The organism is Quadrisphaera sp. DSM 44207, assembly GCF_900101335.1.
Taxonomy (GTDB): Bacteria; Actinomycetota; Actinomycetes; order Actinomycetales; family Quadrisphaeraceae; genus DSM-44207.
Window position 1 is genome coordinate 1 of sequence record NZ_FNKA01000002.1, and the last position, 24,800, is coordinate 24,800.

The 24,800-nt window shown below is 78.3% G+C and carries 20 protein-coding genes, 2 pseudogenes and 1 riboswitch; of the genes and pseudogenes, 10 read left to right on the top strand and 12 right to left on the bottom strand.

From position 1 onward, the window contains the following. Together BLS82_RS16735 and lipB are read right to left on the bottom strand one after the other, a co-directional pair. A pseudogene (locus BLS82_RS16735) lies at nucleotides 1–132 on the bottom strand (lipoyl synthase); the annotation flags it as partial. 66 nt (nucleotides 133–198) lie between these two features. After that, nucleotides 199–879, bottom strand: coding sequence for a lipoyl(octanoyl) transferase LipB (gene lipB, locus BLS82_RS06120; protein WP_092862900.1), 681 nt, complete (start codon nucleotides 877–879; stop codon nucleotides 199–201). Between the two features lie 60 nt (nucleotides 880–939). Between lipB and BLS82_RS16020 the strand changes: the two genes are divergently transcribed. Together BLS82_RS16020 and BLS82_RS06130 are read left to right on the top strand one after the other, a co-directional pair. Continuing rightward, entirely contained in the window at nucleotides 940–3,429 is a 2,490-nt protein-coding gene (locus tag BLS82_RS16020; RefSeq protein ID WP_218123671.1) for an MMPL family transporter, read from the top strand. A gap of 20 nt (nucleotides 3,430–3,449) precedes the next feature. After that, nucleotides 3,450–4,508 (top strand): Gfo/Idh/MocA family protein, encoded by a 1,059-nt coding sequence (locus BLS82_RS06130; protein WP_218123672.1) that lies wholly within the window; start codon nucleotides 3,450–3,452, stop codon nucleotides 4,506–4,508. Here the strand turns inward: BLS82_RS06130 and BLS82_RS06135 are convergent. Both BLS82_RS06135 and BLS82_RS06140 read right to left on the bottom strand, forming a co-directional pair. Beyond that, on the bottom strand, nucleotides 4,459–5,409 hold the full coding sequence (locus tag BLS82_RS06135) for a phosphatase PAP2 family protein (protein WP_092862907.1): 951 nt from the start codon (nucleotides 5,407–5,409) through the stop codon (nucleotides 4,459–4,461). The genes BLS82_RS06130 and BLS82_RS06135 overlap by 50 nt on opposite strands. A 78-nt stretch (nucleotides 5,410–5,487) precedes the next feature. Further along, nucleotides 5,488–6,762, bottom strand: a complete 1,275-nt coding sequence (locus BLS82_RS06140; protein WP_092864833.1) for an NAD(P)/FAD-dependent oxidoreductase — start codon at nucleotides 6,760–6,762, stop codon at nucleotides 5,488–5,490. A gap of 72 nt (nucleotides 6,763–6,834) precedes the next feature. On the opposite strand from BLS82_RS06140, the gene BLS82_RS15255 reads away from it, so the two are divergent. After that, a complete protein-coding gene (locus tag BLS82_RS15255) occupies nucleotides 6,835–8,475 on the top strand; it encodes a serine/threonine-protein kinase (protein ID WP_176818960.1) in 1,641 nt (546 codons plus the stop codon). A 45-nt stretch (nucleotides 8,476–8,520) separates the two neighbouring features. Here the strand turns inward: BLS82_RS15255 and BLS82_RS06150 are convergent, their stop codons facing one another. The 3 genes from BLS82_RS06150 to lpdA form a co-directional block, all read right to left on the bottom strand. Next, a complete protein-coding gene (locus tag BLS82_RS06150; RefSeq protein ID WP_092862910.1) occupies nucleotides 8,521–9,411 on the bottom strand; it encodes a TIGR01777 family oxidoreductase in 891 nt (296 codons plus the stop codon). Nucleotides 9,412–9,439: 28 nt separating this feature from the next. Then, nucleotides 9,440–11,620 (bottom strand): 2-oxoglutarate dehydrogenase, E2 component, dihydrolipoamide succinyltransferase, encoded by a 2,181-nt coding sequence (sucB, locus tag BLS82_RS06155; protein ID WP_092862913.1) that lies wholly within the window; start codon nucleotides 11,618–11,620, stop codon nucleotides 9,440–9,442. Nucleotides 11,621–11,718: 98 nt separating this feature from the next. Then, entirely contained in the window at nucleotides 11,719–13,107 is a 1,389-nt protein-coding gene (gene lpdA, locus BLS82_RS06160; RefSeq protein WP_092864836.1) for a dihydrolipoyl dehydrogenase, read from the bottom strand. Between the two features lie 102 nt (nucleotides 13,108–13,209). Between lpdA and BLS82_RS06165 the strand changes: the two genes are divergently transcribed. Beyond that, a complete protein-coding gene (locus BLS82_RS06165; protein ID WP_092864839.1) occupies nucleotides 13,210–13,560 on the top strand; it encodes an oxidoreductase in 351 nt (116 codons plus the stop codon). A 60-nt stretch (nucleotides 13,561–13,620) separates the two neighbouring features. On the opposite strand, the gene BLS82_RS06170 is transcribed toward BLS82_RS06165, so the two are convergent. After that, nucleotides 13,621–15,153 carry a leucyl aminopeptidase gene (locus BLS82_RS06170; protein WP_176818962.1) on the bottom strand — a complete coding sequence of 511 codons (1,533 nt, stop codon included), beginning with the start codon at nucleotides 15,151–15,153 and terminating at the stop codon, nucleotides 13,621–13,623. A 165-nt stretch (nucleotides 15,154–15,318) separates the two neighbouring features. Next, a riboswitch (SAM riboswitch) is annotated at nucleotides 15,319–15,431 on the top strand. Nucleotides 15,432–15,789: 358 nt separating this feature from the next. Here BLS82_RS06170 and BLS82_RS06175 point away from each other — a divergent pair. The 3 genes from BLS82_RS06175 (at nucleotide 15,790) to BLS82_RS06185 (ending at nucleotide 18,648) form a co-directional block, all read left to right on the top strand. After that, nucleotides 15,790–16,851 (top strand): methionine ABC transporter ATP-binding protein, encoded by a 1,062-nt coding sequence (locus BLS82_RS06175; RefSeq protein WP_092862916.1) that lies wholly within the window; start codon nucleotides 15,790–15,792, stop codon nucleotides 16,849–16,851. 23 nt (nucleotides 16,852–16,874) lie between these two features. Further along, a complete protein-coding gene (locus tag BLS82_RS06180) occupies nucleotides 16,875–17,636 on the top strand; it encodes a methionine ABC transporter permease (RefSeq protein WP_369811063.1) in 762 nt (253 codons plus the stop codon). Nucleotides 17,637–17,727: 91 nt separating this feature from the next. Next, nucleotides 17,728–18,648 (top strand): MetQ/NlpA family ABC transporter substrate-binding protein, encoded by a 921-nt coding sequence (locus tag BLS82_RS06185; protein ID WP_092862919.1) that lies wholly within the window; start codon nucleotides 17,728–17,730, stop codon nucleotides 18,646–18,648. Nucleotides 18,649–18,694: 46 nt separating this feature from the next. Here the strand turns inward: BLS82_RS06185 and BLS82_RS06190 are convergent, their stop codons facing one another. Beyond that, on the bottom strand, nucleotides 18,695–20,374 hold the full coding sequence (locus BLS82_RS06190; RefSeq protein ID WP_092862922.1) for an ABC-F family ATP-binding cassette domain-containing protein: 1,680 nt from the start codon (nucleotides 20,372–20,374) through the stop codon (nucleotides 18,695–18,697). A gap of 34 nt (nucleotides 20,375–20,408) precedes the next feature. Between BLS82_RS06190 and BLS82_RS06195 the strand changes: the two genes are divergently transcribed. Next, nucleotides 20,409–21,131, top strand: coding sequence for a M50 family metallopeptidase (locus tag BLS82_RS06195; protein WP_218123675.1), 723 nt, complete (start codon nucleotides 20,409–20,411; stop codon nucleotides 21,129–21,131). Nucleotides 21,132–21,187: 56 nt separating this feature from the next. Here the strand turns inward: BLS82_RS06195 and BLS82_RS06200 are convergent, their stop codons facing one another. Continuing rightward, complete coding sequence (locus tag BLS82_RS06200) at nucleotides 21,188–21,907, bottom strand: hypothetical protein (RefSeq protein WP_092862928.1); 720 nt, start codon at nucleotides 21,905–21,907, stop codon at nucleotides 21,188–21,190. A gap of 28 nt (nucleotides 21,908–21,935) precedes the next feature. On the opposite strand from BLS82_RS06200, the gene BLS82_RS06205 reads away from it, so the two are divergent. Next, nucleotides 21,936–22,151: a hypothetical protein gene (locus tag BLS82_RS06205; RefSeq protein WP_092862931.1), complete on the top strand. Its 216-nt coding sequence runs from the start codon at nucleotides 21,936–21,938 to the stop codon at nucleotides 22,149–22,151. Between the two features lie 97 nt (nucleotides 22,152–22,248). Here the strand turns inward: BLS82_RS06205 and BLS82_RS06210 are convergent. Further along, nucleotides 22,249–22,581 (bottom strand): annotated as a pseudogene (locus BLS82_RS06210) (aldo/keto reductase); the annotation flags it as partial. A gap of 61 nt (nucleotides 22,582–22,642) precedes the next feature. Beyond that, on the bottom strand, nucleotides 22,643–23,446 hold the full coding sequence (locus tag BLS82_RS06215) for a DUF3043 domain-containing protein (RefSeq protein WP_092862934.1): 804 nt from the start codon (nucleotides 23,444–23,446) through the stop codon (nucleotides 22,643–22,645). Here BLS82_RS06215 and BLS82_RS06220 point away from each other — a divergent pair. Next, nucleotides 23,346–24,737 carry a dipeptidase gene (locus BLS82_RS06220; protein WP_092864848.1) on the top strand — a complete coding sequence of 464 codons (1,392 nt, stop codon included), beginning with the start codon at nucleotides 23,346–23,348 and terminating at the stop codon, nucleotides 24,735–24,737. The two genes, BLS82_RS06215 and BLS82_RS06220, sit on opposite strands and share 101 nt — an antisense overlap. Nucleotides 24,738–24,800 lie beyond the last annotated feature (63 nt).

The following is a 24,800-nucleotide window of genomic DNA, read 5'->3' on the forward strand; positions in this document are numbered from 1 at the left end:
GGACTTCAGCTCGGTGTACTCCGGGCCCATCCGCGCCCGCGTCTTGATCCACTCCGGCTTGCGCTCGATCGGAACGGCCGCGTTGCGCGCCTCGATCCGCAGCATCCGACGTCCCTCAGGGGCCAGGGTCACCGCACCAGGCTACGCCTGCGGCGCACCTGTCCTACCTCGCCCACCTGGAGCTGATCGCGGCCGAGGTCATGCCCCAGCTGCGCTGAGCTCCTCGCCGGACGGCGCGGCCCGCAGCGCCGGCGGCAGCAGGCGCAGCAGGTGCGCCTCGACCACGGGCAGCGCCTCCGGCACGCCGACGTCCCGCCCCAGCTCGGCGCTCAGCGACGTCACGCCGGCGTCGCGGATGCCGCACGGCACGATGCCGCCGAACGCGGCCAGGTCGCAGTCGGCGTTGAGGGCGAACCCGTGCATCGCCACCCCGCGGGCCACGCGGACGCCGATCGCGGCCACCTTGCGCGCGGGCCCGCGCCCGTCGGCGGCGACCCACACCCCGCTGCGCCCGTCCACGCGCCCGCCCACCACGCCCAGGTCGGCGCAGGCGGCGATGAGGACCTCCTCGAGCAGGCGCACGTACCGCACCACGTCCACGGGCTCGGGCAGGCGCACGATCGGGTAGCCCACGAGCTGCCCGGGACCGTGCCAGGTGATCCTCCCGCCGCGGTCGACGTCGACGACGGGCGTGCCGTCGCGGGGCCGCTCGTCGTCCGCCGTCCGCCTGCCGGCCGTGTAGGTGGGGGCGTGCTCGAGCAGGAGCACGGTGTCCTCGCGCCGCCCGGCCACGACGTCGGCGTGGGCGGAGCGCTGCAGCTGCCAGCCCTCGCGGTACTCCAGCGGGGTGGGGCTGAAGGCGACCCGGAAGACCTGCACGGCACCAGGCTACGGCGGCCCGCGGTCGCCGCTGCCGGTCGTGCGGGGGACCATGCCGGCGTGACGACGAGCAGCGCACCGGGCGAGCACCCGAGCCCGCGCCCGAGCCCGCGCCGGGCCGTCGCGCGGGCCGGCGCGCTGCTGGCCGTCCTCGGCGTGTGGCTGGCGCTGGCCGGCGTCGGGGGGCCGCTGGTGGGCCGCCTGTCGGAGGTGCAGCGCAACGACAACGCGTCCTTCCTGCCCGAGGAGGCCGAGTCCTCCGCGGTCTCCGAGCGCGCGGGCGCCTTCGCCGGCTCGGACGCGCTGCCGTTCTTCGTCGTGCTCGAGCGCGAGGGCGGCCTGGCCGCGAGCGACGCCCCGGCCGTGCAGCAGTGGATCGCGGGCCTGCCGGACGTGGAGGTGGAGGTCGCCGACGCCGACCCCGTGCCGCTGGGCGACCTGCTCGCCGACGAGCCGGTCGTCCCCGTGCCGAGCCGGGACGGCGCGGCGCTGCTGGTGCCCGTGCCGCTGGACGCGCAGGCCGCGGGGGAGAACCTCCCCGACGGCGAGCCGGCGCTCTTCGGCGCCGCGCAGGCGCTGCGCACGTCGCTGGCCGCGGACGTGGAGGCGGCCAGCCCGGGCCTGCAGGCGTGGGTGACCGGCCCCGGCGGCGTGCTCGCCGACTTCGTCACCGCCTTCGCCGGCATCGACGGCCGGCTGCTGCAGGTGTCGCTGGCGGTGGTCTTCGTCATCCTGCTGCTGGTCTACCGCAGCCCGCTGCTGCCCGTCGCGGCCCTGCTCGCCGCCCTCTTCGCCCTCGCGGCCGCGGGTGCGCTCGTCTACCCGCTCGCCGACGCCGGCGCCATCGACATCAACGGCCAGAGCCAGGGCATCCTCTTCATCCTCGTCGTCGGCGCCGCGACCGACTACGCCCTCCTCCTCGTCGCCCGCTACCGCGAGGAGCTGCACGAGCACCCGTCGAAGTACACGGCCATGCGCCGCGCGTGGCGGGCCTCGCTGGAGCCGATCGCGGCGAGCGCCGCGACCGTCGTCCTGGGGCTGCTGTGCCTGCTGCTGGCCGACCTCGGCTCCACGCGCGGCCTCGGCCCCGTCGGCGCCATCGGCATCGTCGCGGCGCTCGTCTCGTCGCTGACCCTGCTGCCGGTGCTGCTGCTGGTGCCGGTCGTGCTGCTCCTCCTCGTCGCGCTCGCGGTCGCCGCCGGCGCCGGCGCGGCCCTCGCGGGAGCCGCCGGGGCCGCGGTCGGCGCGGCCGTCGTCGTCCTCGCCGCCGCCGTCCTGGCGGCGCTGCGCTGGCGGGCGCTGCACGCGCACGGGCGGCACGTCGCCGGTGGGCACGACGCCCCCTGGTACGCCCGGGCACCCTCCGGCCGGTGGCTGTTCTGGCCCCGAGTGCCGCACCTGGACCACGCGCACTCCGCCGGCGTCGTCGGCGCGCGCGGCCTGTGGGGCCGGGTCTCCTCCCTCGTGGGACGCCGTCCGCGCGCCGTGTGGGTGCTCACGCTGGCCGCCCTGCTCGGCCTGGCGGCGTTCGTGCCGCAGTTCGAGGCCGACGGCGTGGAGCAGACGGACGTCTTCCGCGACCGCGTGGAGTCCGTGGTGGGCCAGGAGGTGCTCCTCGGGCACTTCCCCGGCGGGTCCGGCACCCCCGCGCTCGTCCTCGCCGACGAGGCCGACCTGCCGCAGGTGCTCGAGGTGGTCACCGCCACCGACGGCGTGCAGGCGGCGGTGGCGACCTCCGCCGCCCCGGCCGCGCCCGGCGCGCCGCCCGGCCCGCCCCTCGTCGTCGACGGCACCGTGCAGGTGCAGGCGACCCTGCAGCCGCCGGCGGGCAGCCCCGAGGCCGAGGACGTCGTCGCGGACCTGCGCACCCGCCTGGACGCCGTCGGCACCGATGTCCTCGTCGGCGGGCAGACGGCCTCCAACCTCGACGTCCGCGAGGCCAGCGAGCGCGACCTGCGCGTGATCGTGCCGGCGGTGCTGGCGGTCATCCTCGTCGTCCTCGTGCTGCTGCTGCGCTCCCTCGTGGCGCCGGTGCTGCTCGTGGCCGCCAACGTGCTGTCCTTCGCGGCCACCATCGGCGCCAGCGCCATCCTGTTCGGGGACGCCGTGCTCGACCTGCCGGGCGGCGACCCGGCGATCCCGCTCTACGGGTTCGTCTTCCTCGTCGCGCTCGGCATCGACTACTCGATCTTCCTCACGACGAGGGTGCGCGAGGAGTCGGTGGCGCGGGGCACCCGCCCGGGCACCCTCGTGGGCCTGGCCGTCACCGGCGGCGTCATCACGAGCGCGGGCGTCGTCCTCGCCTCCACCTTCGGCGCGCTCGCGACGATCCCGATCCTGTTCCTGCTGCAGATCGCGGTCATCGTCGCCCTCGGCGTCCTGCTCGACACCCTCGTCGTCCGCTCGCTGCTGGTGCCAGCGGCCGTGTACGACATCGGGTCCCGGGTGTGGTGGCCGAGCCGGCTCTCCCGCGAGCACCCGGAGGCGGGCGAGGAGGCGGGCGAGGAGGCGCGGGAGCGGCCGCGCGAGCCCGTGCGGGCCGACGGGTGAGCGGGACGGTGAGCGGATCGGTGAGCGGGACGGGGGCGAGCGGCGTGGACGGCGCGAGGATCGGGCTGGTCGGGTACGGGGACGCCGGGCGCGGGATCCACGCCCGGCTGCTGCGGGAGGCGGGGCTGGACGTCGCCGTGGTGGCCACCGCCAGCCCGCAGCGGGTGGCGGCGGCGCGCGAGGAGCTGCCCGGCGCCGCCGTGGTGCCGGACCTGCCCGCGCTGCTGGACGCCCGCCCCGACGCGGTCGTCCTCGCCTCCCCCACCGGCGCGCACGCGGAGCAGGTTCTCGCGTGCGTCGCCGCCGGCGTGCCCGTGGTCTGCGACAAGCCGCTGGCCGTCGACGCCCCGACCGCCGCCTCCCTCGTGGCGGCGGCGCGGGAGGCGGGCGTGCCGCTGACCGTCTTCCAGAACCGCCGCTGGGACGACGAGCAGCGCACCCTCGCGGCGGTCCTGGACCAGGACGCCCTGGGCCCGGTGCACCGCTTCGAGCGGCGCTGGGAGCGGTGGCGGCCGGTGCCCAAGGACCGCTGGCGCGAGAACGCCCCGCCGCAGCAGGGCGGCGGCCTGCTCCTCGACCTCGGCAGCCACCTCGTCGACTCCGCCGTGCAGCTCTTCGGCCCCGTCACCGCCGTCGGGGCCGAGATCGCCGCGCGCACGACCGTCGCCGAGGACGACGTGTTCCTCTCCTGCGTCCACGCCGGCGGGGTGCGCAGCCACCTGTGGGCCGCCTCCCTCGTCGCGGCGCCCGGGCCGCGCACCCGCGTCCTGGGAGCGCGCGGCGCGTACCTGGCGACCGGGTTCGAGGGGGTGCCCGACGCCACAGCCGTGCCGTCCACGGCGCCGCCGGGGTGCACCGGGTGGGTCTTCGGCGGGGAGGAGCCCGTCCCGGTCCCCACGGCGCCCGGGGCGCACGCGGACTTCTACCGCCTGCTGGGCGCGGCCCTGCGCGAGGGGACGGGGCAGGCGGGGATGCCGGTGCAGCCGGAGGACGCCGTGCACGTCCTCGCGGTCCTCGACGCCGCGCGGCTCAGCGCGGAGCAGGGGCGGGTCGTGCCGGTGGCGCCGTCCGCGCCCTGACGCCAGGGGCGTCCAGCCGCCACCCGGTCAGCCGCCGCGCGACGCGGGCGATCTGCTCCTGCCAGCGCAGCGCCGCCCGCGCCAGCAGCAGGCCGACGAGGGCGCCGACCACGAGGTCGGTGACCCAGTGCGTGCCCAGGTACAGGGAGATCGCCGCCATCGTCGCCGTCGGTCCGGCCACGGCCGCGACCTGCGTGCGCCGGCGCAGGCGCCTCCCGCGCCACCGGCCCGCGAAGTGCACGAGCAGCGCGGCGCACAGCGCGGTGTTCGCGGCGTGCCCGGAGGGGAAGATGATCCCGTCCTGGCCGAGGGCCGGGTCGCCGTCGCGGGGGAAGCCCCGACCGGTGGCGAGCTTGGTCGAGCCCACGACGAGGTTGAGGGCGAGCTCGGAGACCACCACCACGAGCAGGGGCCGCCAGTCGCCGGTGCGCCAGCGCAGCAGCAGCGCGACCACCACCAGCAGCGGGACCGTCAGGCCGCGCAGGCCCATGTCGTCCATCACCCACGCGGCGTCCTCGAGCGCCGGCCACCGCTGCAGCGGCGCGTACGCCTGCACCGCGACGTCCAGGCGCACCAGCGGCCCGGCGGTGACGACGTCGACGACGACGGCGAGGAGCACCGCCGCGGCCGCCAGCGGCCACCAGCGCACCGCCGCCGCGACCGCAGCCCGCGCGGGCCGCCGCTGCGTGGTGCGGGAAGCCGGGCGGGCACCCTCGAGCGCTCGTGCGGTGGCGCGATCCAGCTCGCGGACCAGCTCGGGGCCCGGCCCGCGGTCCGGTGCGCGGTCCGGTGCGCGGCCGGGTGCGAGGGAGGCGACGGGCCCGCGCGCGCGTGCCAGGGCGCGGTGGCGCGAGGACGGCGGCCGGTGGCGCACGGGGGCGCTGAGTCCGGGCAGGGCCATGCGCCGCGCTTACCCGAGGCACCGGTCGTCACGCGGCGCGAGGACCGCCGGGTTCCCGGACGATCTGTGAGGTGCGTCTCACCCAGCGGCGCCCAGGGCGGCGAGCACGGCGCCCGCCGCGCGGCGGCCGGAGACCAGGGCGCCCTGCTGGCTGGCGGTGTCGCGGTGGTCCCCGGCCACGAAGACGCCCCCGCCCAGGTCGACCGGGCGGCGGGCCTGCAGGGGCGCGGTCACGGCGGGCAGGGCGTGCGGCAGGGCGTGCACCGCCAGCAGGTCCCAGCCGGCGGTGGCCGTGCCGTACAGCAGGGCCAGCTGGGCGCGGACGTCCCGCTCCGACGCCCCGTCGGCGCGGGCGCCGAGCACGGTGCTGGCCACCAGGTGCCGCGCCGGGTCCGCGCCCGCCGGCGCGTAGCCGGGTGCCACCGCCGTCAGCACGGCGCTGTTGACGAGCGGTCCGCGCCGGTCGCCGTCCACGTGCAGCAGCCGGCGGGTGCGCGCGGGGGCGGGCGGGACGTCGGTGAGGTGCCACCAGGTCGTCAGGGCGCGCGGCGGCGGCACGCGCAGGCCCGGCAGCAGGCGCGCGGCCGCCGCGGCGTCGGTGGCGACCACCACCGCCCGCGCCCGCACCGCGCCCGCCGCGGTGCCCACCCGCACACCGGCCCCCGTGCGCTCGACCCCGATGACGGGCACGGCGGTGCGCACGGCGCCGGCCGGCAGGGACGCCGCCACCTGCTGGGGCAGCGCCTGGACGCCGCCGGCGGGGACGCCGGGCGTCCCGCGCACGAAGCTGCGCACGACCAGGCGCGTGAACGCGGCGGACGTCGCACCGCCGTCCTCGCCGAGGACCCCCGCCAGGAAGGGCGTGACCACGCTGCGCCGCAGCCGCCCGTGCACGCCCGCGCGGTCGAGCGCCGAGGACAGCGGCTCGTCGGTGCCGTCCCGCACGCGCCGGGGGTCGGCCAGCGCCGCGCCCAGCGCCCAGCGGGCGAAGGCGGCCTTCTCCGGCAGGGAGCCCACCGGCGCGCGCAGCGACTCCAGGGCCGCCGAGGGCAGGCGGCGCGGGTCGGCGACGCGGTGCCGCCCGGCGCCCGTCGCCACCACGACGCCGGCGGCGAAGGGCCGCAGCTGCAGGCGCGCCAGGTCCACCACGCGGGGCAGCGCCGGGTAGGCGGGGTTGACCAGCTGGAACCCGCGGTCGCAGCGGTAGCCGTCGACGACGTCGGTGCGCACGCGCCCGCCGACGCCGTCGGAGGCCTCGAGCACGAGCGCGGGCACACCGGCGGCCGCCAGCCGCTGGGCGCAGGCCAGGCCCGCCAGCCCGGCGCCCACGACGACGACCTCGGCGCTGTCCACCGGCGCGACGGTACCGCCGGGGCCTGTGGACAGCGCCGGCGCGCCTGCGTCCGCGCGCGGCAGGGTGGGCGGGTGAGCGAGCGCCCCGTCCGCGTCGTCCGTGCCGTCGGTGCCGTCCGTGCACCCGCGCCGGTCATCCCGAGCGTGCCCGGCTACCGCCTCGGGCGGCTGCTGGGCGCGGGCGGCAGCGGCCAGGTGTGGGCGGCGACGGCGCCGGACGGCTCGCAGGTCGCCGTCAAGGTGCTCCTCGGGCTGCCGCCAGGGGCACCGGAGCCCTCCGAGGCCTCCCTGCTGGCGGCGGTCGAGCACCCCCACGTGGTGCGCCTGCTCGACGTCGTGCGCACCAGCACGGGCCCCGCCCTGGTGCTCCAGCTGGCCGGCGGGGGGAGCCTGCAGGACCTCGTGGCGGCCCGCGGTCCCCTCGACGCCGCGGAGGTCGTCACCGTGGTCGGCTGCCTCGGCAGCGCCCTCGCCGCCCTGCACGCGCGCGGGCTCGTGCACGGCGACGTCGCCCCCGGCAACGTGCTCCTCGACGACGACGGCCGGCCGCTGCTGTCCGACGGGGGCCAGGCCGGCGCGGTCGGGAGCGCGGCCGGGGTCGCGGTCGAGAGCGTGGTCGAGAGCGCGGCCGGGGTCGTGCCGCCGACGGGCCGCGGGCGGCGGGCGCGGCGGCCCGGGCGCGAGGCGCCGCAGGCGTGGCTGACCGCGACCCCGGGCTTCGTCGCGCCCGAGCGGCTCAGCGGCGCCGCGGCCGCGCCCGCCGGTGACGTCCACGGGCTCGCGGCGGTGGGGTGGTTCGCGCTCACCGGCCGCGCGCCGAGCACCGGGGACGTCCCACCGGACGCGCTCGACGACCTCCTCGACGCCGCTCCGGACGCCGCTCCGGACGCCGCGGGGGAGGCGGAGCCCGGTGGCGGGCCGGCGCGCGCGGCGCTGCTCGACCTGCTCCGGCGCGGCACGGCCGCGGCGCCCGCCGACCGCCCCGGCGCCGCCGAGCTCGCCGACGCGGCCTGGGCGCTGCTGCCCGCGCAGCCCGTGCGCCTGGCTCCGGACGCCGCAGCGTCCTCGGCCGGTGCCGTCACCCGGCGCCTGCGGCTGGAGGCCGCCGCCGCGGCCGAGGACGCCGGGCAGGAGCGGCGCTGGCCCGCCCGCGGCCGCGCCGTCGCCGGCGGGCTCGCGCTGGCCGGCCTCGCCGGGGCGACCGTCGTCGCGGTCCTCCTCACCACCTCCGCGCCGACCGGTCCGCCGGCCCCGACCGGTCCACCGACCCCGGCTGGCCGTCCGGCCCCGGTCGGCGCCGTCCCGTCCGGTGTCGCGCCGAGCGCGGCAGCCGACCCGGCCGCCGCCGTCCCCGCGCTGGCCGCGCTGCGCTCGCGCGCCTACACCGAGGCGGACGCCGACCTGCTGCGGGAGGTCAACGCCGCGGGCTCGCCCGCGGCGCAGGCGGACCTCGCCCAGCTCGAGCGCTCCCTGGCCGGCGGAGCGCGCCTGGACGGCCTCGCGTTCGAGGTGCTCGCCACCGAGGTGCTGTCCGCGCCCGCGAGCGCCGACGGGGCGCGGCGTGCGCGCGTGCGCGCCACGGTGGTCACCTCGGCCCACGAGCGGGTGCTGCCGGACGGCACCTCGGTGGCGGTGCCGGCGTCCGCGCCGGTCACCTCCCTGCTGGTGCTCGTGCGCGACGGGCAGCGGTGGGTCGTGGAGTCGACCGCCTGAGCGCGGCGCGCCGGCGGCGCGTCGGGCGGCGGGTCAGGTGGCGGGTCAGGCGGCGGTGACCTGCCGCACGGCGCCGGCGAGGTCGGGCGCCGTGAAGCGGAAGCCCGCCCCTGCCAGCACCTGGGGCAGCACGCGGCGGCTGGCGAGGATCTCCTCCGCGAACCCGCCGACGGCCGCGCGCAGCGCGAGGGCGGGCACCGGCAGCAGCGCCGGCCGGGAGTACCCGCGCGCCAGGGCCCGCACCAGGTCGCCGTTGCGCGCCGGCTCGGGGGCGACGAGGTTGACCGGCCCGGCGACGTCGTGCTCGAGGAGGAACAGCAGGGCGCGCAGCTGGTCCTCCAGCGTGATCCACGACCACCACGCCCGCCCGGACCCGAGCGGGCCGGCCAGCCCGGTGCGCAGCAGCGGCGCCATCCGGCCCACGAGCCCGCCCTCGGGGGTGAGCACGAGGCCCGTGCGCAGCGCCACCACCCGGATCCCCGCGGCGCGCGCCGGCTCCGCGGCGGCCTCCCAGGCCATGCAGACCCCCGGGACGAAGCCCGTGCCGGGCGCGGACGCCTCCGTCAGCTCCTCCTCGCCGCGGTCCCCGTAGTACCCGGTGGCGCTCGCCTGCAGCAGCACGGCGGGCGGGCGGTCCTGGGCGGCCAGGGCCCGGGCCAGGGTGCCGGTGCTCGAGGTGCGCGAGTGCAGGACCGTGCGGCGGTAGCGCCGCGTCCACCGTCGGTCGCCGATGCCGGCGCCGGCCAGGTCGACGGCGGCGTCCGCGCCGGCCACCGCGACGGGGTCCAGCACGCCCGTCGCAGGGTCCCACCGCACCTCGCCCGGCGCGGTGGGCGCCCGGCGCACCAGGCGCACCACCTCGTGGCCCTGCGCGCGCAGCCGGCGCACCAGCGGCACGCCGATCAGGCCCGAGGCGCCGGCGACGACGACCTTCACCGGTGCCTCCTGGGCGGCGTCGCGGCGCTCACAGGCCGAGGTCGGCCTCGAACGCGCCCTCCTCCAGGCGCGCCTTGATGGCGGAGAGGAACCGCGCGGCGTCCGCGCCGTCCACGAGGCGGTGGTCGTACGACAGCGCCAGGTAGGCCATCGAGCGGACCGCGATCGACTCCCCGCCGTCGGCGTCGGCCACCACGGCCGGGCGCTTGACGACGGCGCCGGTGCCGAGGATCGCGACCTGGGGCTGGTTGATGATCGGCGTGTCGAACAGGGCGCCGCGGCTGCCGGTGTTCGTCAGCGTGAACGTGCCGCCGCCGAGCTCGTCGGGCGTGACCTTGTTGGCGCGCGTGCGGGCCGCGAGGTCGGCGATCCGGCGGGCGAGCCCGGCGATGTTGAGGTCGCCGGCGTCCTTGATGACGGGCACGAGCAGGCCGCGCTCGGTGTCGACGGCCACGCCGAGGTTCTCCTGGGCGTGGTAGACGATGGTGTCGCCCTCGATGCTCGCGTTGACCTGCGGGTAGGCCTTGAGGGCCTCGACCGCCGCGAGCGCGAAGAACGGCAGGAACGACAGGCTCGTGCCCTCGCGCGCCCTGAACTCGTCCTTGGCCCGGGCCCGCAGCCGCGCGATGCGGGTGACGTCGACCTCGACCACGCTGGTCAGCTGCGCGGAGACCTGCAGCGACTCCACCATGCGCTGGGCGATCACCTTGCGCAGGCGCGACATCTTCTCCGTGGTGCCGCGCTTGGCGGCGACCTCCGGTGCCGCCGTCGGCCGCGCCGTGGCGGGCGCGGACGACGCAGGCGCCGGCGCCTGGCTCGGCTGAGCGGGCTGCTGCGCGGGCTGCTGCGCGGGCTGGGCGGGCTGCTGAGCGGCCTGCTGCGCCTGCTCGGCCTCGGCGCGCCGGCGCTCCGCGGCGTCGAGGACGTCCTGCTTGCGGATGCGCCCGCCGACGCCCGTGCCCGTCAGCGACGACAGGTCGACGTCGTGCTGGGCGGCGAGCTTGCGCACCAGCGGCGTGACGTAGGAGGAGACCTCCGGGGCCGGGCCGGGCACCTGCTCGCCCGTCGGCGGGCGCACGGGCCCGCCGGTCTGCGGGGCGATGGAGTTGTAGTCCTCGCTGGCCTGCTCGGGCTCGGGAGCGCTGCTGTCGGCGCCGAGCTGGCGCTGCGGCTGGCCCTGGTCGTCCTGCCCGGCGCTCTGGCCGGTGTCGTCCCGCGACGCCGGCGAGGGCGCCGGCGCCGCGGCCTCGGCGCCCGCGCGACCGCCGGTCCCACCGCTGTCGCCGCCACCGGACCCACCGGACCCACCGGACCCGCCGCCGTCCCCGCCGGAGCGCGCCTGCCGGACCTGGCGCTCGGCCTTCTCCTCCGACTGCTGCGCCGCCTGCTCGCGCTGCTCGACCTCCTCGGCGAGGGAGCCGGCCGCAGCGTCCTGGCCGCCGGAGGCGTCGCCCACCCGCTCGACGGGCGCGCCGCCGGCCTGCTCACCGGCCTGCTCACCGGCCTGACCGCCGTCCTGACCGCCGGCCTGGTCGCCGCCCCCGGCGGTGCCGCTGCCGACCAGCGCCAGCTGGGCGCCGACCTCGACGGTCTCGTCCTCGCCCACGAGGATCTTCAGCACGGTGCCGGCCACGGGCGAGGGGATCTCGGTGTCGACCTTGTCGGTGGAGACCTCCAGCAGCGGCTCGTCGACCTCGACGGTCTCGCCCTCCGCCTTCAGCCACCGCGTCACCGTGCCCTCGGTGACGCTCTCGCCCAGGGCCGGCATGGTCACGGGCACACCCCTCGCACCACCGCCGGAGCCGCCGGAGCCGCCGTCCTGGGCGGCGACCGGGGTGCCGGCGCCCGGAGAGCCGGCAGCCGCGGGAGCGTCCGGCTCGGGGCCCGGCTGCGGCTCCTGGGCCGGAGCGGACGGAGCCTGCTGCCCGTCGCCGCCGGAGGAGGACGGTGCGCCGCCGCCGTCGCTCGGCGCCTCGTCGCCGATCCGGGCCAGGGCGACGCCCACCTCGGCGGTCTCGTCCTCGGCGACGAGGATCTCCTGCAGCACTCCCGCGACGGGGGAGGGGATCTCGGTGTCGACCTTGTCCGTGGAGACCTCGAGCAGCGGCTCGTCGACCTCGACCCGCTCGCCGACCTGCTTCAGCCAGCGGGTGACGGTCCCCTCGGTGACGCTCTCCCCGAGGGCGGGCATCTGCACGGACTCGGACATCAGGTCTCCTGTCTCACCGGCCGGGGTCCCGGCCGGTGATCGTCGTCGCTGGGAGCGGTGCGAGGTGCGGGTGGGCAGGCGGCCCGTCAGCCGTGGGGTCAGCCGTGGGCGTGCAGCGGCTTGCCGGCCAGGGCCAGGTGCGCCTCGCCCATGGCCTCGTTCTGGGTCGGGTGCGCGTGGATCAGCTGCGCGACCTCCTCGGGGTACGCCTCCCAGTTGACGATCAGCTGCGCCTCGCCGACCTGCTCGCTGATCCGGGAGCCGACGCCGTGGATGCCGACGAGCGGGCCGTCCTTGCGGCGCACCAGCTTGAGGAAGCCCTGGGTGCCGATGATCTGGCTGCGGCCGTTGCCTGCGAGGTTGTACTCGTAGACCTCGACGGCGTCCTCGCCGTAGGTCTCCCGCGACTGCGCCTCGGTGAGGCCCACCGAGATGATCTCCGGGTCGCTGTAGGTGACCCGCGGCACGCCGGAGTCGATCACCGGGATCGGGTCGAGGCCGGCGATCTCCTCGGCGACGAAGATGCCCTGGGCGAAGCCCCGGTGCGCCAGCTGCAGGCCGGGCACGATGTCGCCCACCGCCCAGACGCCGTCCACGCCCGTGCGCAGGCGCTCGTCGGTGACGACGAACCCGCGGTCGATGATGATGCCCTGCTCCTCGTAGCCGAAACCCGCGGTCGTGGGGCCGCGACCGACGGCGACGAGCAGGTAGTCGGCCTCGAGCGTCGTACCGTCCTCGAGGGAGACCGTCACGCCGTCGTCGGTCTGCTCGACGCCGGAGAAGCGCACGCCCGTCCTGAAGTCGATCTTGCGCTTGCGGAAGGCGCGCTCGATCGCCTTGCTGCACGCCGCGTCCTCGGCCGGCACCAGGCGCGGCAGGGCCTCGACGATCGTCACGTCGACGCCGAAGGACTTCCAGGCGCTGGCGAACTCCACGCCGATCACCCCGCCGCCGAGGATGACGGCCCTGTCCGGCACGTGGTCCAGGGTCAGCGCGGTGTCGCTGGTCAGCACGCGGCCGCCGATCTCCAGCCCCGGCAGGGAGCGGGAGTAGGACCCCGTGGCGAGCACGACGTTGCGGCCCCGCACGCGCTGGCCGCCGACCTCGACCGCGTCCTCGGCGACGAGCCGGCCCTCGCCCTCGACGATCGTCACCTTGTTGGCCTTGGCCAGGCCCTGCAGCCCCTTGTACAGGCGGCCGATGACGCCGTCCTTGTACTTGTGGACGCCCGCCATGTCGATGCCCTCGAGGCTGGCGCGGACGCCGTACTGCTCGCTCTCGCGGGCGGCGTCGGCGACCTCGGCGGCGTGCAGCAGCGCCTTGGTGGGGATGCATCCGCGGTGCAGGCACGTGCCGCCGAGCTTGTCCTTCTCGACCAGCGCCACGCTCATGCCCAGCTCCGCGGCGCGGAAGGCGCAGGCGTACCCGCCGCTCCCACCGCCGAGGACGACGACGTCGTACACCTGCTCGTGGGTCGACTCGGCCACGGGACCCTCCTTCGACAGCGGTGGCGCGGGCAGCATGTCCATCCTGGCACCACCCGCACCCGCTCGGCCCCTCGGGTGCGGCGCGAGGGCTACCGTGACGGGGTGGGCCTACTCTCGCGGTGGTGGCGCCGCCGCCGGCGGTCGTCCGCCGCCGCGGCCGAGGGCGGGTGGCGGGCCCGCTCCGGGGCGGACGCCGAGCACCTGCGCTCCTTCGCGGCCTCCCGCACGGGCGTGGAGGCCTACGTCGAGCCGGCGACGTCCGTGACGCCGACGACGCTGGTGCTCGTCGCGCAGGACGGCGAGTGGACGCGCCGCCGCGTGCCGGACCCCGCCGCGGCGTGGGCCTTCGCCCGGCGCCTCGGGATCCCGGTGTACGACGTGAACCAGACCGGGTACCCGCAGCGGATGCGCGAGCACACGGCGCGCCGCCGCCGCGACGAGCAGCCGGGCTGAGGCACCGCCCGCAGCGACCCGGCCGACGGCGGGCCCGCGCCCGGAGCCGCGGGTGAGGGCTCAGGAGACGTAGTCCTCCGCGAGGGCCACCAGCGTGCGCACGGCCACGCCCGTGCCGCCCTTGCCGGTGTAGCCGTGCGGCGCGCCCTCGTTGAAGGCCGGCCCGGCGACGTCCAGGTGGGCCCACGGCAGGCGCGGTGCGTCCTCGGGGGCGCTCCCGCCGCCGGTGCGCGGGACGAACTCGCGCAGGAACAGGCCTGCCACCAGCATGCCGCCCATCCGGTCGCCCATGTTGGCGATGTCGGCGACCTGGGAGTCCATGCTGGCCCGCAGCTCCTCCGGCAGCGGCATGGGCCAGAACTGCTCACCGGCGCGCGAGGCCGCGGCGAGCACGCGCTCGCGGAACGCGTCGTCCTCGCCCATGACGGCCGACACGCGGGTGCCGAGGGCGACGACCTGCGCGCCGGTCAGGGTCGCGACGTCGACGACGGCGTCGGGCTGCTCCTCCCCGGCGGCCACGAGCGCGTCCGCGAGCACCAGGCGGCCCTCGGCGTCGGTGTTGAGCACCTCCACCGTGCGCCCGCCGTAGGTCGTCAGGACGTCGGAGGGCCGCTGGGCGGTGCCCGAGGGCATGTTCTCCGCGAGCGCCATCCACGCCGTCACGCGCACCGGCAGCCCGAGGCGCGCGACGGCGAGCGCGGCCTCGAGGACCGCCGCCGCGCCGGCCATGTCGCACTTCATCGTCTCCATGCTGCCCGCCGGCTTGATCGACAGGCCGCCGGAGTCGAACGTGATGCCCTTGCCGACCAGCGCGAGGTGGGCCTTGGCGCCGCGGGGCGCGTAGGACAGCGCGACCAGGCGCGGGGGACGGCTGGAGCCCTGGCCGACGCCGAGGATGCCGCCGTAGCCGCCCTCGGCCAGCGCCTGCTCGTCCAGCACGGTGACCTTGACGGGCAGGCCCTTGGCGCGCTCGCGCACCGCGTCGGCGAAGGACGCCGGGTACAGGTCGGCCGGCGGGCAGTTGACGAGGTCGCGGGCGCCCGCGACCGCCGCGGCCAGCACGGTGGCGCGCTCGACGCGGTCCTCCAGGGCGCGCTCGCGGTGCAGCGGCGTGACGAGCAGCAGCTGCTCGACGGGCGCGCGGTGCTCCGCGGCGCTGCGGCGCCGGTAGGCGCGGTACGCGTACGCGCCCAGCAGGGCCCCCTCGGCCACCGCCGCGGCGGCGTCGACGTCGTCGGCCGGCAGCGCCAGCGCCACGGAGCCCGTGCCGGCCAGCTCGCGCACGGCCGCTCCCGCGGCGCGGCGCAGGGCCTCGGCGTCCGGGCCCGCGGCACCGACGCGGCCGAGCCCGGTCAGCACCAGGACCGGGGCGCCCAGCGCGCCGGCGGTCGGCACGCGCCGCACCTCGTCGGGACGGCCGGTGACGCCCAGGCCCGCCAGGGAGGCGCCCAGGACCCCGCGCAGCTCCGCGGGCAGGTCGTCGGCCCCCAGCAGCCGGGGCCCCGCGCCGCTCGCGCCCGCGGCGACGCCGAGCACGACCGCGTCGGCCGGCACGGTCTGCAGCGTCCTGGCGGTGGCGGTCAGCGTGGGCACGGCTCTCCTCGGGTTCTGCGGCGGGCAGGGCAGAACCTTAACGAGGCGCCCCGACACCGCGCCCGGCCAGGGAGGCGGGACCCGCGCGCGACGCGGCGCCGGCGCGCCGCGCTCCCGGGCGGGTGCTTGACAGGACCTCGCACCGCCTGCCAGGTTCCGTCCTGCGGTCATGAGCGCCAGCGCGAAGCCCCGGCTCGCTGGCCGGCAACCCTCCTCGTCGTGGGGTGCCCCGGGTGATGACCAGACCAGCGGCCGACCGGCCCTGGTAAGGACGACCCAGGAGAGCTCCGTGCGCTGCTCGCCGTGCCCCGCCCCGCGCCACCTGCCGCGCCGCCCCGCCCGCCGCGACGACCCGTGTCGCCGGGGGCCGCGCACCGCCGTCCACCGCTGACCGGCCCCGGCGCCGCGGCGCGCTGAGACCACCGGCGCACCGGCGCTCCTGCGCGGCCCCGCCCCGCACCCCCGAGCCGGACGGGCGCACCCGACCTGGACCGCGCCCGGCGCAGCCCGCCCTCGCCCGGCCCACCCCTGCCCGGCCCACCCCTGCCCGGCCCACCCCTGCCCTCGCGCAGCCGGCCCCGCCCCGCGGGCGCCGCGCCGCGCCCGCCGACCCGTCCACCCACCCCCGGAGACCCCGTGATCGAGCTCGACCAGCTGACCAAGGCCTACGGCCACGGACCGGGGCGCACCGTCGTCCTGGACCACCTGGACCTGACCGTGCGCACCGGCGAGATCGTCGCCATCGTCGGCCCCAGCGGCGCCGGCAAGAGCACCCTCGCGCAGTGCGTGAACCTCCTCGAGCGGCCCACCTCCGGGTCGGTCGTCGTGGGCGGGGTGGACCTGTCCTCCCTCGGCGAGCGCCGCCTGCGCGCCGCGCGCCGCCAGATCGGCACGATCTTCCAGTCCGACGGCCTGCAGTCGCGCCGCACCGCGGAGGAGAACGTGGCGCTGCCGCTGCGGTACCTGGGCGTCACGCCCGCGGAGCGGCGCCGGCGCGTGGCCGAGCTGCTCGACCGCGTCGGCCTGGCCGACCGCGCCCGCCACTACCCGCACCAGCTCTCCGGAGGGCAGCGCCAGCGCGTCGGCATCGCGCGCGCCCTCGCCCTGCGCCCCTCGGTGCTGCTCGCCGACGAGGCCACCTCCGGCCTCGACCCCGAGGCCACGGCGTCCGTCGTGGCCCTGGTCCGGCAGCTGCGCGACGAGCTGGGCCTGTCCATCCTCTTCATCACGCACGAGATGGACGTCGTCGTGGACGTGGCCGACCGCGCCGCCCGCCTCGAGGCCGGGCGGATCGGGGAGTCCGGGCGCGTCGTGGACCTGCTGCGCGACCCGTCCTCGGCCCTCGGCGCGGCCCTGCTCGGACGCCGCGAGGACGCCGGGCCGGCGCGCGCGGGGGTGTGGTCGGTGACCTACCGGTCCCCGGACGTGCCGGGGGACTGGCTCGTGCGCGCCTCCCTCGCCCTCAACGCCGACGTCGCCCTCCTCGACGCCTCCGTGGGCGCGGTGGGCGGCCAGACCGTCGGGCGCGCCACGGTGCGCATCGACGAGCGGACCGACCCGGTGCGCGTCGAGGGCGTGCTGCGCGCCCTCGGCCTCGCCCCGGGCCGCGGCGCCGGCAGCGCTCCCGCCGCCGCGCAGCCCCCCGCCCCCGCGCCGTCCGCCCCGGACGCCGCCGCGCGGCTGGAGCCGGTGGCGTGAGCGCCGTTCCGGCGACCCCCGCCCTGCCCGTGCTCACCGCCTCCGGCGACACGCCGCTCGCACAGATCCCCGCCCTCGTCGTCCCGGCCCTCGGCGACACGCTGCTCATGGTCGGCGTCGTCATGGTCCTCGTCGTCGCGCTCGGCGTCCCCCTCGGCGTCCTCGTGCACGACCTGGCGCCCGGCGGGCTGTTCGAGAACCGGCCCCTGCACACCGCCCTCGGCTGGGTCGTCAGCGTCGGGCGCTCCCTGCCGTTCCTCATCCTCATGGCGGCCCTGGTGCCGGTGACCCGCTTCATCACCGGCACCAACATCGGCATCGCCGCCGCCGTGGTGCCCATGACGCTGGCGGGCACCGCCTTCTTCGCCCGCATCGTCGAGAACGCCCTGCGCAGCGTCCCGCCGGAGCTCGTGCGCGTCGCCCGGGCCTCCGGCGCCTCCCCGCTGCAGATCATCACCACGGTGCAGCTGAGCGAGGCGGCGCCGCTGGTCGTCGGCGGCCTGACGATCAACACCATCGCGATGATCGAGTACTCGGCCATCGCCGGGACGATCGGCGCCGGCGGCATCGGCTACGTGGCCGTCACCTACGGCTACCAGCGCTTCGACCACGCCGTGATGATCACGACCATCGCGATCCTCGTGGGCGCCGTCGCCCTCGTGCAGCTGGTCGGCGACCGGCTCGTGCGCCGGCTCACCCCGCACCTGCGCACCGCCCGTCGCGGCCGCGCGGGCGCCGCTGCGCGCCCCGACCCCGCTCCGGCCGCGCCGCAGGCCGCCGCCTGAGCCCCCGCCCCACCCGGCCCCCGCTCGACCTCGCCCGACCCCGCCCGACCCGACCCGCGCCGTCCGCGCACCCGATCCCGAGGAGACCGCCATGACCACCGAGCCCACCACCCGCCCCGCCGCGCCCGTCGACGAGACCCACGGCTTCACGCTGCGCCGTGCTCGCCGCTGGCCCTGGGTCGCCGGCGCCGGCCTCGCCGCCGCGGGCGTCGCCGCGGCCGTCGTCGTCCCGCGCCTGACCGCCGACCCCGTGGCCAACGAGGTGCCCGGCGCGACCCTGTACGTCGCCACCGCCGAGGGCAACGCCCGCGAGCAGGCGCTCGTGGAGTTCGTCGCCGAGGAGGTCGCGCCGCGCTACGGCATCGAGGTCGCGTTCAAGGGCCTGGCCGACTCCAACACCATCAACCGCGCCGTCAGCGAGGGCGAGGTCGCGGCCACCGTCTACCAGCACGAGCTGTGGCTCTCCCAGGTGCTCGAGGCCAACCCCGACTTCGAGGAGACCGCCGCCACGCCGGTCTTCCGGTGGGGCTTCGGCCTGTGGTCGGACCGGTGGGGCAGCGTCGAGGAGATCCCGGACGGCGCGACCATCTCCCTCTACTCCGACCCCGCCAACGAGGCGCAGGGCCTGTGGGTGCTCGAGCGCGCCGACCTGATCACCCTCGACCCGGCGGTCGACGAGTGGCGCGCCACGGTCGACGACGTCGCGGAGAACCCCAAGGGCCTGCAGTTCACGCTCCTGGACTTCGGGGCGCAGTCCCGCGCGCTGCCCGACCTCGACGCCGCCGTCGGCTACACCGAGTACTACCTGGCCGCGAAGGTCCCGCTGGAGAAGCAGATCTTCGCCCCGCCGGCCCCGGACGAGTTCGCCGGGCAGCTGACGGTCGGCACCGAGTGGCTCGACGAGCCGAACATCGTCGACCTGGTCGAGGCGTTCCAGGACCCGGCGGTGCAGGAGTACCTGGCCACCGACCCGGAGGTGCAGGGCGTGCTGCTGCCCCTCGACGCCCGGTAGCCGACGCGCGGTAGACGACGCGCCAGCCGCACGGCAGCCGCTTCCGTCAGGTCTCGCTGACCCGCCCGGCCTCCACGCGCCAGCGGCGGGTCAGCGAGACCGCCTGCAGCAGCCGCCGGTCGTGCGTGACGAGCAGCAGCGCCCCGGTGTACGCCTCCAGCGCGTCCTCCAGCTGCTCGATCGCGGGCAGGTCCAGGTGGTTGGTGGGCTCGTCGAGCACGAGCAGGTTCACCCCGCGCGCCTGCAGCAGCGCCAGGGCGGCGCGCGTGCGCTCGCCGGGGGAGAGGGAGGTCGCGGGGCGCAGCACGGAGCCCCCGCGCAGGCCGAACTTGGCGAGCAGGGTGCGGACGTCGGCTCCCGGCCACTCGGGCAGCTCGGCCCCGAGCGCCTCCGCGAGCGGCGCTGCGCCGGCGAGCCGGCTGCGCGCCTGGTCCACCTCGCCGACGGCCACGCTGGGACCGAGCGCGGACGTGCCGGCCGCCAGCGGTGCCCGGCCGAGCAGGGCCGCGAGCAGCGTGGTCTTGCCCGCGCCGTTCGGACCGGTCACCCCGATCCGGTCCCCGGCGTCGACCTGCAGGTCCACCGGGCCCAGCACGAAGGCGGGCGCGCCGTCCGGGCCCGGGCGGGTGACGACGGCGCCGCGCAGGGTCGCCACGACGCTGCTCGAGCGCGGCGCCGGGGCGATGGCGTAGCGCAGCTGCCACTCCTTGCGCGGCTCCTCGACGGCCTCGAGGCGCTCCAGGCGGCGCTCGGTCTGGCGCGCCTTGGCGGCCTGCTTCTCCGAGGCCTCCCGGCGGTGCTGCCTGAGGACCTTGTCCGGGTCGGAGGCCTTGCGCACCGCGTCGCGCACGCCCTTGTCCATCCACGCCCGCTGCGTGCGCGCCCGCTCCAGCAGCCGGCCGCGCTCGCCGGCGTACTCCTCGTACGCCTCGCGCGCGTGGCGGCGGGCCACCGCCCGCTCCTGCAGGTACGCCTCGTAGCCGCCGCCGTAGACGCCGACCCGCTGCTGCGCGAGGTCCAGCTCGACCACGGAGGTGACCGAGCGGGCGAGGAACTCGCGGTCGTGCGAGACCACGACCGTGCCGGCCCGCTGCGCGCTCACGAAGCGCTCCAGGCGCGCCAGCCCGTCGAGGTCGAGGTCGTTGGTGGGCTCGTCGAGCAGCAGGACGTCGAAGCGGGAGAGCAGCAGCGCGGCCAGGCCCACGCGCGCCGCCTGGCCGCCCGACAGGCCCGTCATGGCGGCGCCGCCGCCGCGCAGCAGGTCGGCGGGCAGGCCGAGGTCGGCCACCACCTGGTCGGTGCGCTCCTCCAGGTCCGCGGCGCCGAGCGCCAGCCACCGGTCGAAGGCGGCCGCGTAGCGGTCCTCCGCGCCGGCGTGCCGCGGGTGGTGGGCGTCCGCGAGCGCGGCGGTCGCGGCGTCCAGCTCGGCCTGCGCCGCCGCCACGCCGGTGCGGCGGGCCAGGTGCTCGCGCACGGTCTCCCCGGGCGTGCGGGAGACCTCCTGCGGCAGCCACCCGACGCTCGCGCCGGGCGGGGTGAGGGCGACGCTGCCCGCCAGCGGCGCCTCGAGCCCGGCGAGCAGGCGCAGCAGGGTGGACTTGCCCGCCCCGTTCGCGCCCACCAGGCCCACGACGTCGCCCGGGGCGACGACGAGGTCGAGGCCGGAGAACAGGGTGCGGTCGGCGTGCCCGGCGGCGAGGCCGCGCGCGACCAGGGTGGCGCTCACGGCCGCCATGCTCCCAGTCGCCGATGATCGGCCGGTGAGCGACGCCGTGGCCCAGCTGCTCGAGCGCGTGAGCGGCGCCCAGCCCGCGCCGCCTCCGGTCGTCGTGCTCGCCACCGCGGTCGCGGCCCTGGCGCTGGTGGCGCTGCGCCCGGCGTGGGCGCGAGCGCGGCACGTGGTGACGATCGTCCACGAGGGCGCCCACGGGGTCGTGGCGGCGCTGGCCGGACGCCGGCTGCGCGGCATCCGGCTGCACTCGGACTCCTCCGGCGTCGCCGTCTCCGCCGGCCGCCCGACGGGGGCGGGGATGGTGCTGACCGCGGCGGCCGGGTACCCCGGCCCGGCGCTGCTGGGCCTGGGCGCGGCGGCCGTCCTCGGCACCGGGCACGCCGTCGCCCTGCTGTGGGGCCTGCTCGCGGCGCTGGCCCTGCTGCTGGTGCAGGTGCGCACCTGGTTCGGCCTGTGGTCCGTGCTCGTCCTCGGCGCCGTCCTCGTCGGCGTCACGCTCGGGCTGCCGGAGCAGGCGCAGTCGGCGTTCGCGCACCTGGTCGCGTGGTTCCTGCTGCTGGCCGCCCCGCGCACGGTGCTGGAGCTGGCGAGCGCCCGCCGCCGCCAGCGCGCCCCGACGTCCGACGCCGACCAGCTGGCGCGGCTGACCGGGGTGCCGGCGCCCGCCTGGGTCGCGGCCTTCCTCCTGCTCGCCGCGGCCGCGCTGGCCCTCGGCGGGCGCTGGCTGCTGGCCGGGGCGCTGGGCGGCTGACCCGCGCGCCGCGGTGCGCCGCGGCCAGGCGACCGGCGCGGGCGCGGGCCCGGCCCTCAGGCCGACGCGGCGACGTCCTGCTCCAGCGCCGCGAGGTCCAGCACGTCGGTCGCCGCGTCGTCCAGGCGGTCGCTGAGGGCGTCCACGCCCGGGCTGAGGACCACCAGCGGCCCGCGCGAGGCGAGGTCCGCGAAGATGCCGTCGTTGCTGACGACGACCACCTGCACCGGCCCCCGCGCGGCGTCCGCGTCGGCCGCCGCCGCGTCGAGGAGCACGTGGTCGGCCAGGTCGCTGCCGTCCGGCACCGCCACGGCGCGGTCGGCGAACTCGGCCAGGTGCGGGCGCGCGCGCTCGACCGCCCCCTCCTGCCCGGCCAGGTGCGCGGTGTCGGCCTGGCGGGCCAGGGTGACCACCGCCGCCATCCGCGCGCGCCACCGGGCCGGGCCGGCGCGCAGGTTGTCGAGGTCGACCAGGAGCACGCGCGCGCCCGGGGCGTCCACCCACAGCGGCCGCTCGGTGAGCAGGTCGCGGAGCGCGTCGGCGAGCGGGTCCGGCGCCGGCTCCGCGGCACCCCGCCCGCCCGCGTCCTGGCCCGCGTCCCGGCCCGCGTCCCGGCCGGCGTCCTGCCCCGCGTCTCGACCGGCGTCCCCGGCACCGGCGCGCTCGCGGCGCGACCGGGCCCGCCCACCGCGCTCGGGCTGCGGCTCGGCGCGCAGGGACGACAGGTCCACCCACTCGTACTCGTCCCACCACCGCGGTCCGCCGCCCAGCCCCACGCGCCCATCCTCGCAGTAGCGTGGGCGGATGCCGGTGTGGACGTGGTCGTGCGAGGACGCGGAGGGGCGCGCGGTGCGGGCGGCGCCGACCCCGCCGGGCAGCGGCTTCCCCGCGCAGGCCGACGCCGAGACCTGGCTGGGGGAGAGCTGGCGCCAGCTCGTCGCCGGCGGCGTGGAGCAGGTGAGCCTGCTCGTGGACGGCGAGCGCGTCTACGGGCCGCTCAGCCTGCGCCCGACCGAGTGACCGGGCGCGGGCCGGCCGGTCAGGCCGGGCGCCGCTGCGGCGCGTCCTGCGCCGTGCGGGCCGGGTCGCGCTCGACGACGTCCCCGAGGGCCTCGTCGACGCGCCGCAGCGAGGCGTCGATGGACTCCACCACGTGCTCGCGCGACAGGCCCGTGTCGTTCCTGCCGCCCGGGCCGGTGGGCCAGTAGACGTTGGTCAGGATCTCCAGGGACTCGCGCCGCTCGCCCGCCAGCGCCGCGCCGAGGACGCTCTCGGCCCGGCCGTCCGCGTCGACGTCGGCGGTGTCGAAGGTCGAGATGCCGACGTCGAGGGCGGCGTGCACGCACCGCGTGGCGGTGTCGTCCTCGACCTGGGACCCGTGGGTCAGCCAGTTCCCGTACGTGATCTCGGAGACCTTCAGGCCGCTGCTGCCGAGGCGTCGGAACCCCACGGCCCGACCCCAGGGCCGCGCAGGCGCGCCGACGACCCGGGCGCCGGGCGGGTGCGCCGCGTCAGCGCGGGCGCTGGCCGCGCTGGACGGCGGGGCGCGGGATGCGGCTGCGGCGCAGCTGCAGGGCGCGGAAGACCCCGTAGCGGACCACCCCGCGCTCCAGCGCGGCGGCGCCGAACCGCTCGGTGATCCCGCGGCGCAGCGCGCGGGCGAGGAGGAAGCCGTCGACGACGACGACGAGCACGGCGGCCCACAGCACCGCCGTGGTGACCAGCTGGAACGTGACCGAGCGCACGACGAGCTGGGTGACGAGGATCGCGATGACGACGAGGAGGAAGTGCTCGCCGGCGTTGCGGCGGGCGTCGACGACGTCGCGCACGTACCGGCGCACCGGGCCGCGGTCGCGGCTGGGCAGGTAGCGCTCGTCGCCGGCGAGCATCCCCTCGCGGGCCCGCACCCGCTCCGCGCGGGCGCTCTCGCGCGAGCCGCGGCCGGCCGCGCGCCGGTCGGAGGCCACGAGGGGACGGCGGTTGGCGGCCTGCGCGGACGCGCGGCTCGGCGTCGGGCGATTCTTGCCGCCGGCCTTCTCGGGCCGCGCCGGTGCCGGCGGTGCGACGGGTGCCGCGGCCCGCCTCCCCAGCGGCGACGCCCCTAGCTTGCGCAGCGGCGTCGCACCCTGCTTCCCACGTCCGAGCACGGGCCCAGGGTACGGCGTGCGCGGTGCCCTCCGGCGCCGTCGCCGCCGGGCGCTACGTTGCCCGGCCATGGCAGCGACCCCGCCCTCCCCCGTCGCCGGCGCCCTGCGGGAGGAGGTGCACGGCCTGATGCCGCGCCTGCGCGCCGACCTCGAGGACCTCGTGCGCATCCCGAGCGTGTCCGCGGCGGCCTTCGACCAGGCGCACGTGCGGGCCAGCGCGCGGGCGGTGGCCGACCTGCTGCGCGGGGCGGGGTTGCCGGAGGTCGAGGTGCTGCGGGCCCGGCGCCCCGACGGCACGGACGGCGCGCCCGCCGTGGTCGCGCGCCGACCGGCCCCGCCCGGGGCGCGCACGGTGCTGCTCTACGCCCACCACGACGTCCAGCCCCCCAGCAGCGACGACGGCTGGACCACCCCCGCCTTCGAGCCCGTCGAGCGGGGCGGGCGCCTCTACGGGCGCGGCGCCGCCGACGACAAGGCCGGCGTCGCCGTCCACCTCGGTGCGCTGCGCGCCCTCCTGGGGCGGTGGGGCCCCGGGGACGGCGTGGGCGTCACGGTCTTCGTCGAGGGGGAGGAGGAGGTCGGGTCGCCGTCCTTCGCCGATTTCCTGCGCCGCCACCGCGACCGCCTCGCCGCGGACGTCGTCGTCGTCGCCGACTCCGACAACCGCAGCGTCGACGTCCCGTCCCTGACGACGAGCCTGCGCGGCCTCGTCGAGGCGCTGGTGACCGTGCGCACGCTCGACCACGCCGTGCACTCGGGGATGCACGGCGGGCCGGTGCCCGACGCCGCCACGGCGCTGGTGCGCCTGCTCGACCGGCTGCGCGACGAGGACGGCGAGCTGGCCGTTCCCGGCCTGCGCGCCGGCCGCGAGCCGGACGCGGAGGTCCCCGAGGAGCGGCTGCGCGCCGACGCCGGCGTCCTGGACGGCGTGCGGCTGGTCGGCGGCGGCAGCCTCGCCGCGCGGCTGTGGAGCCGACCGGCGCTGACCGTCGTCGGCACCGACCTGCCGGCGGTGGCGCGGGCCTCGAATACCCTGCAGCCGAGCGCGACCGCGAAGCTGTCGCTGCGGGTGGCGCCCGGCCAGGACGCCCGCGAGGCCTACGAGGCCCTGCGCGCCCACCTGCTGGCCACCGCGCCCTTCGGGGCCCGCGTCGAGGTCTCGCTGCTCGAGGCGGGCCAGGCCTTCGCCGGGGACGTCGAGGGCCCGGTCCCCGACGCCGCCCGCGCGGCGCTGGCCGAGGCGTGGGGCGGCGCCGAGGTGGCGCTGACGGGCATCGGCGGGTCCATCCCGTTCATCGCCGACCTCGTCGAGCAGCTCCCCGGGGCCACCGTGCTCGTCACGGGCGTGGAGGACCCGGACACCCGCGCGCACGGCCACGACGAGTCGCTGTCCCTGGCGGTGCTCGAGCGCGCCGTGCTCGCCGAGGCCCTGCTGCTTCAGCGCCTGGCCGCCGGCTGACGCACCCGCCCGGGGAGCGGGCGCCAGCGCCCCTCGGTCGTCGGCGCGGCGCCGGGGTCGTCG

What these genes read in the sequence shown, in the direction of transcription:
- BLS82_RS06135 (WP_092862907.1), bottom strand. Translation starts at nt 5,409, where the DNA reads ATGGCCCTGCCCGGACTCAGCGCCCCCGTGCGCCACCGGCCGCCGTCC.
- sucB (WP_092862913.1), bottom strand. Translation starts at nt 11,620, where the DNA reads ATGTCCGAGTCCGTGCAGATGCCCGCCCTCGGGGAGAGCGTCACCGAG.
- BLS82_RS06185 (WP_092862919.1), top strand. Translation starts at nt 17,728, where the DNA reads ATGACCACCGAGCCCACCACCCGCCCCGCCGCGCCCGTCGACGAGACC.
- BLS82_RS06205 (WP_092862931.1), top strand. Translation starts at nt 21,936, where the DNA reads ATGCCGGTGTGGACGTGGTCGTGCGAGGACGCGGAGGGGCGCGCGGTG.
- BLS82_RS06220 (WP_092864848.1), top strand. Translation starts at nt 23,346, where the DNA reads ATGGCAGCGACCCCGCCCTCCCCCGTCGCCGGCGCCCTGCGGGAGGAG.
- BLS82_RS06215 (WP_092862934.1), bottom strand. Translation starts at nt 23,446, where the DNA reads ATGCGCACGAGGTCCTCGAGGTCGGCGCGCAGGCGCGGCATCAGGCCG.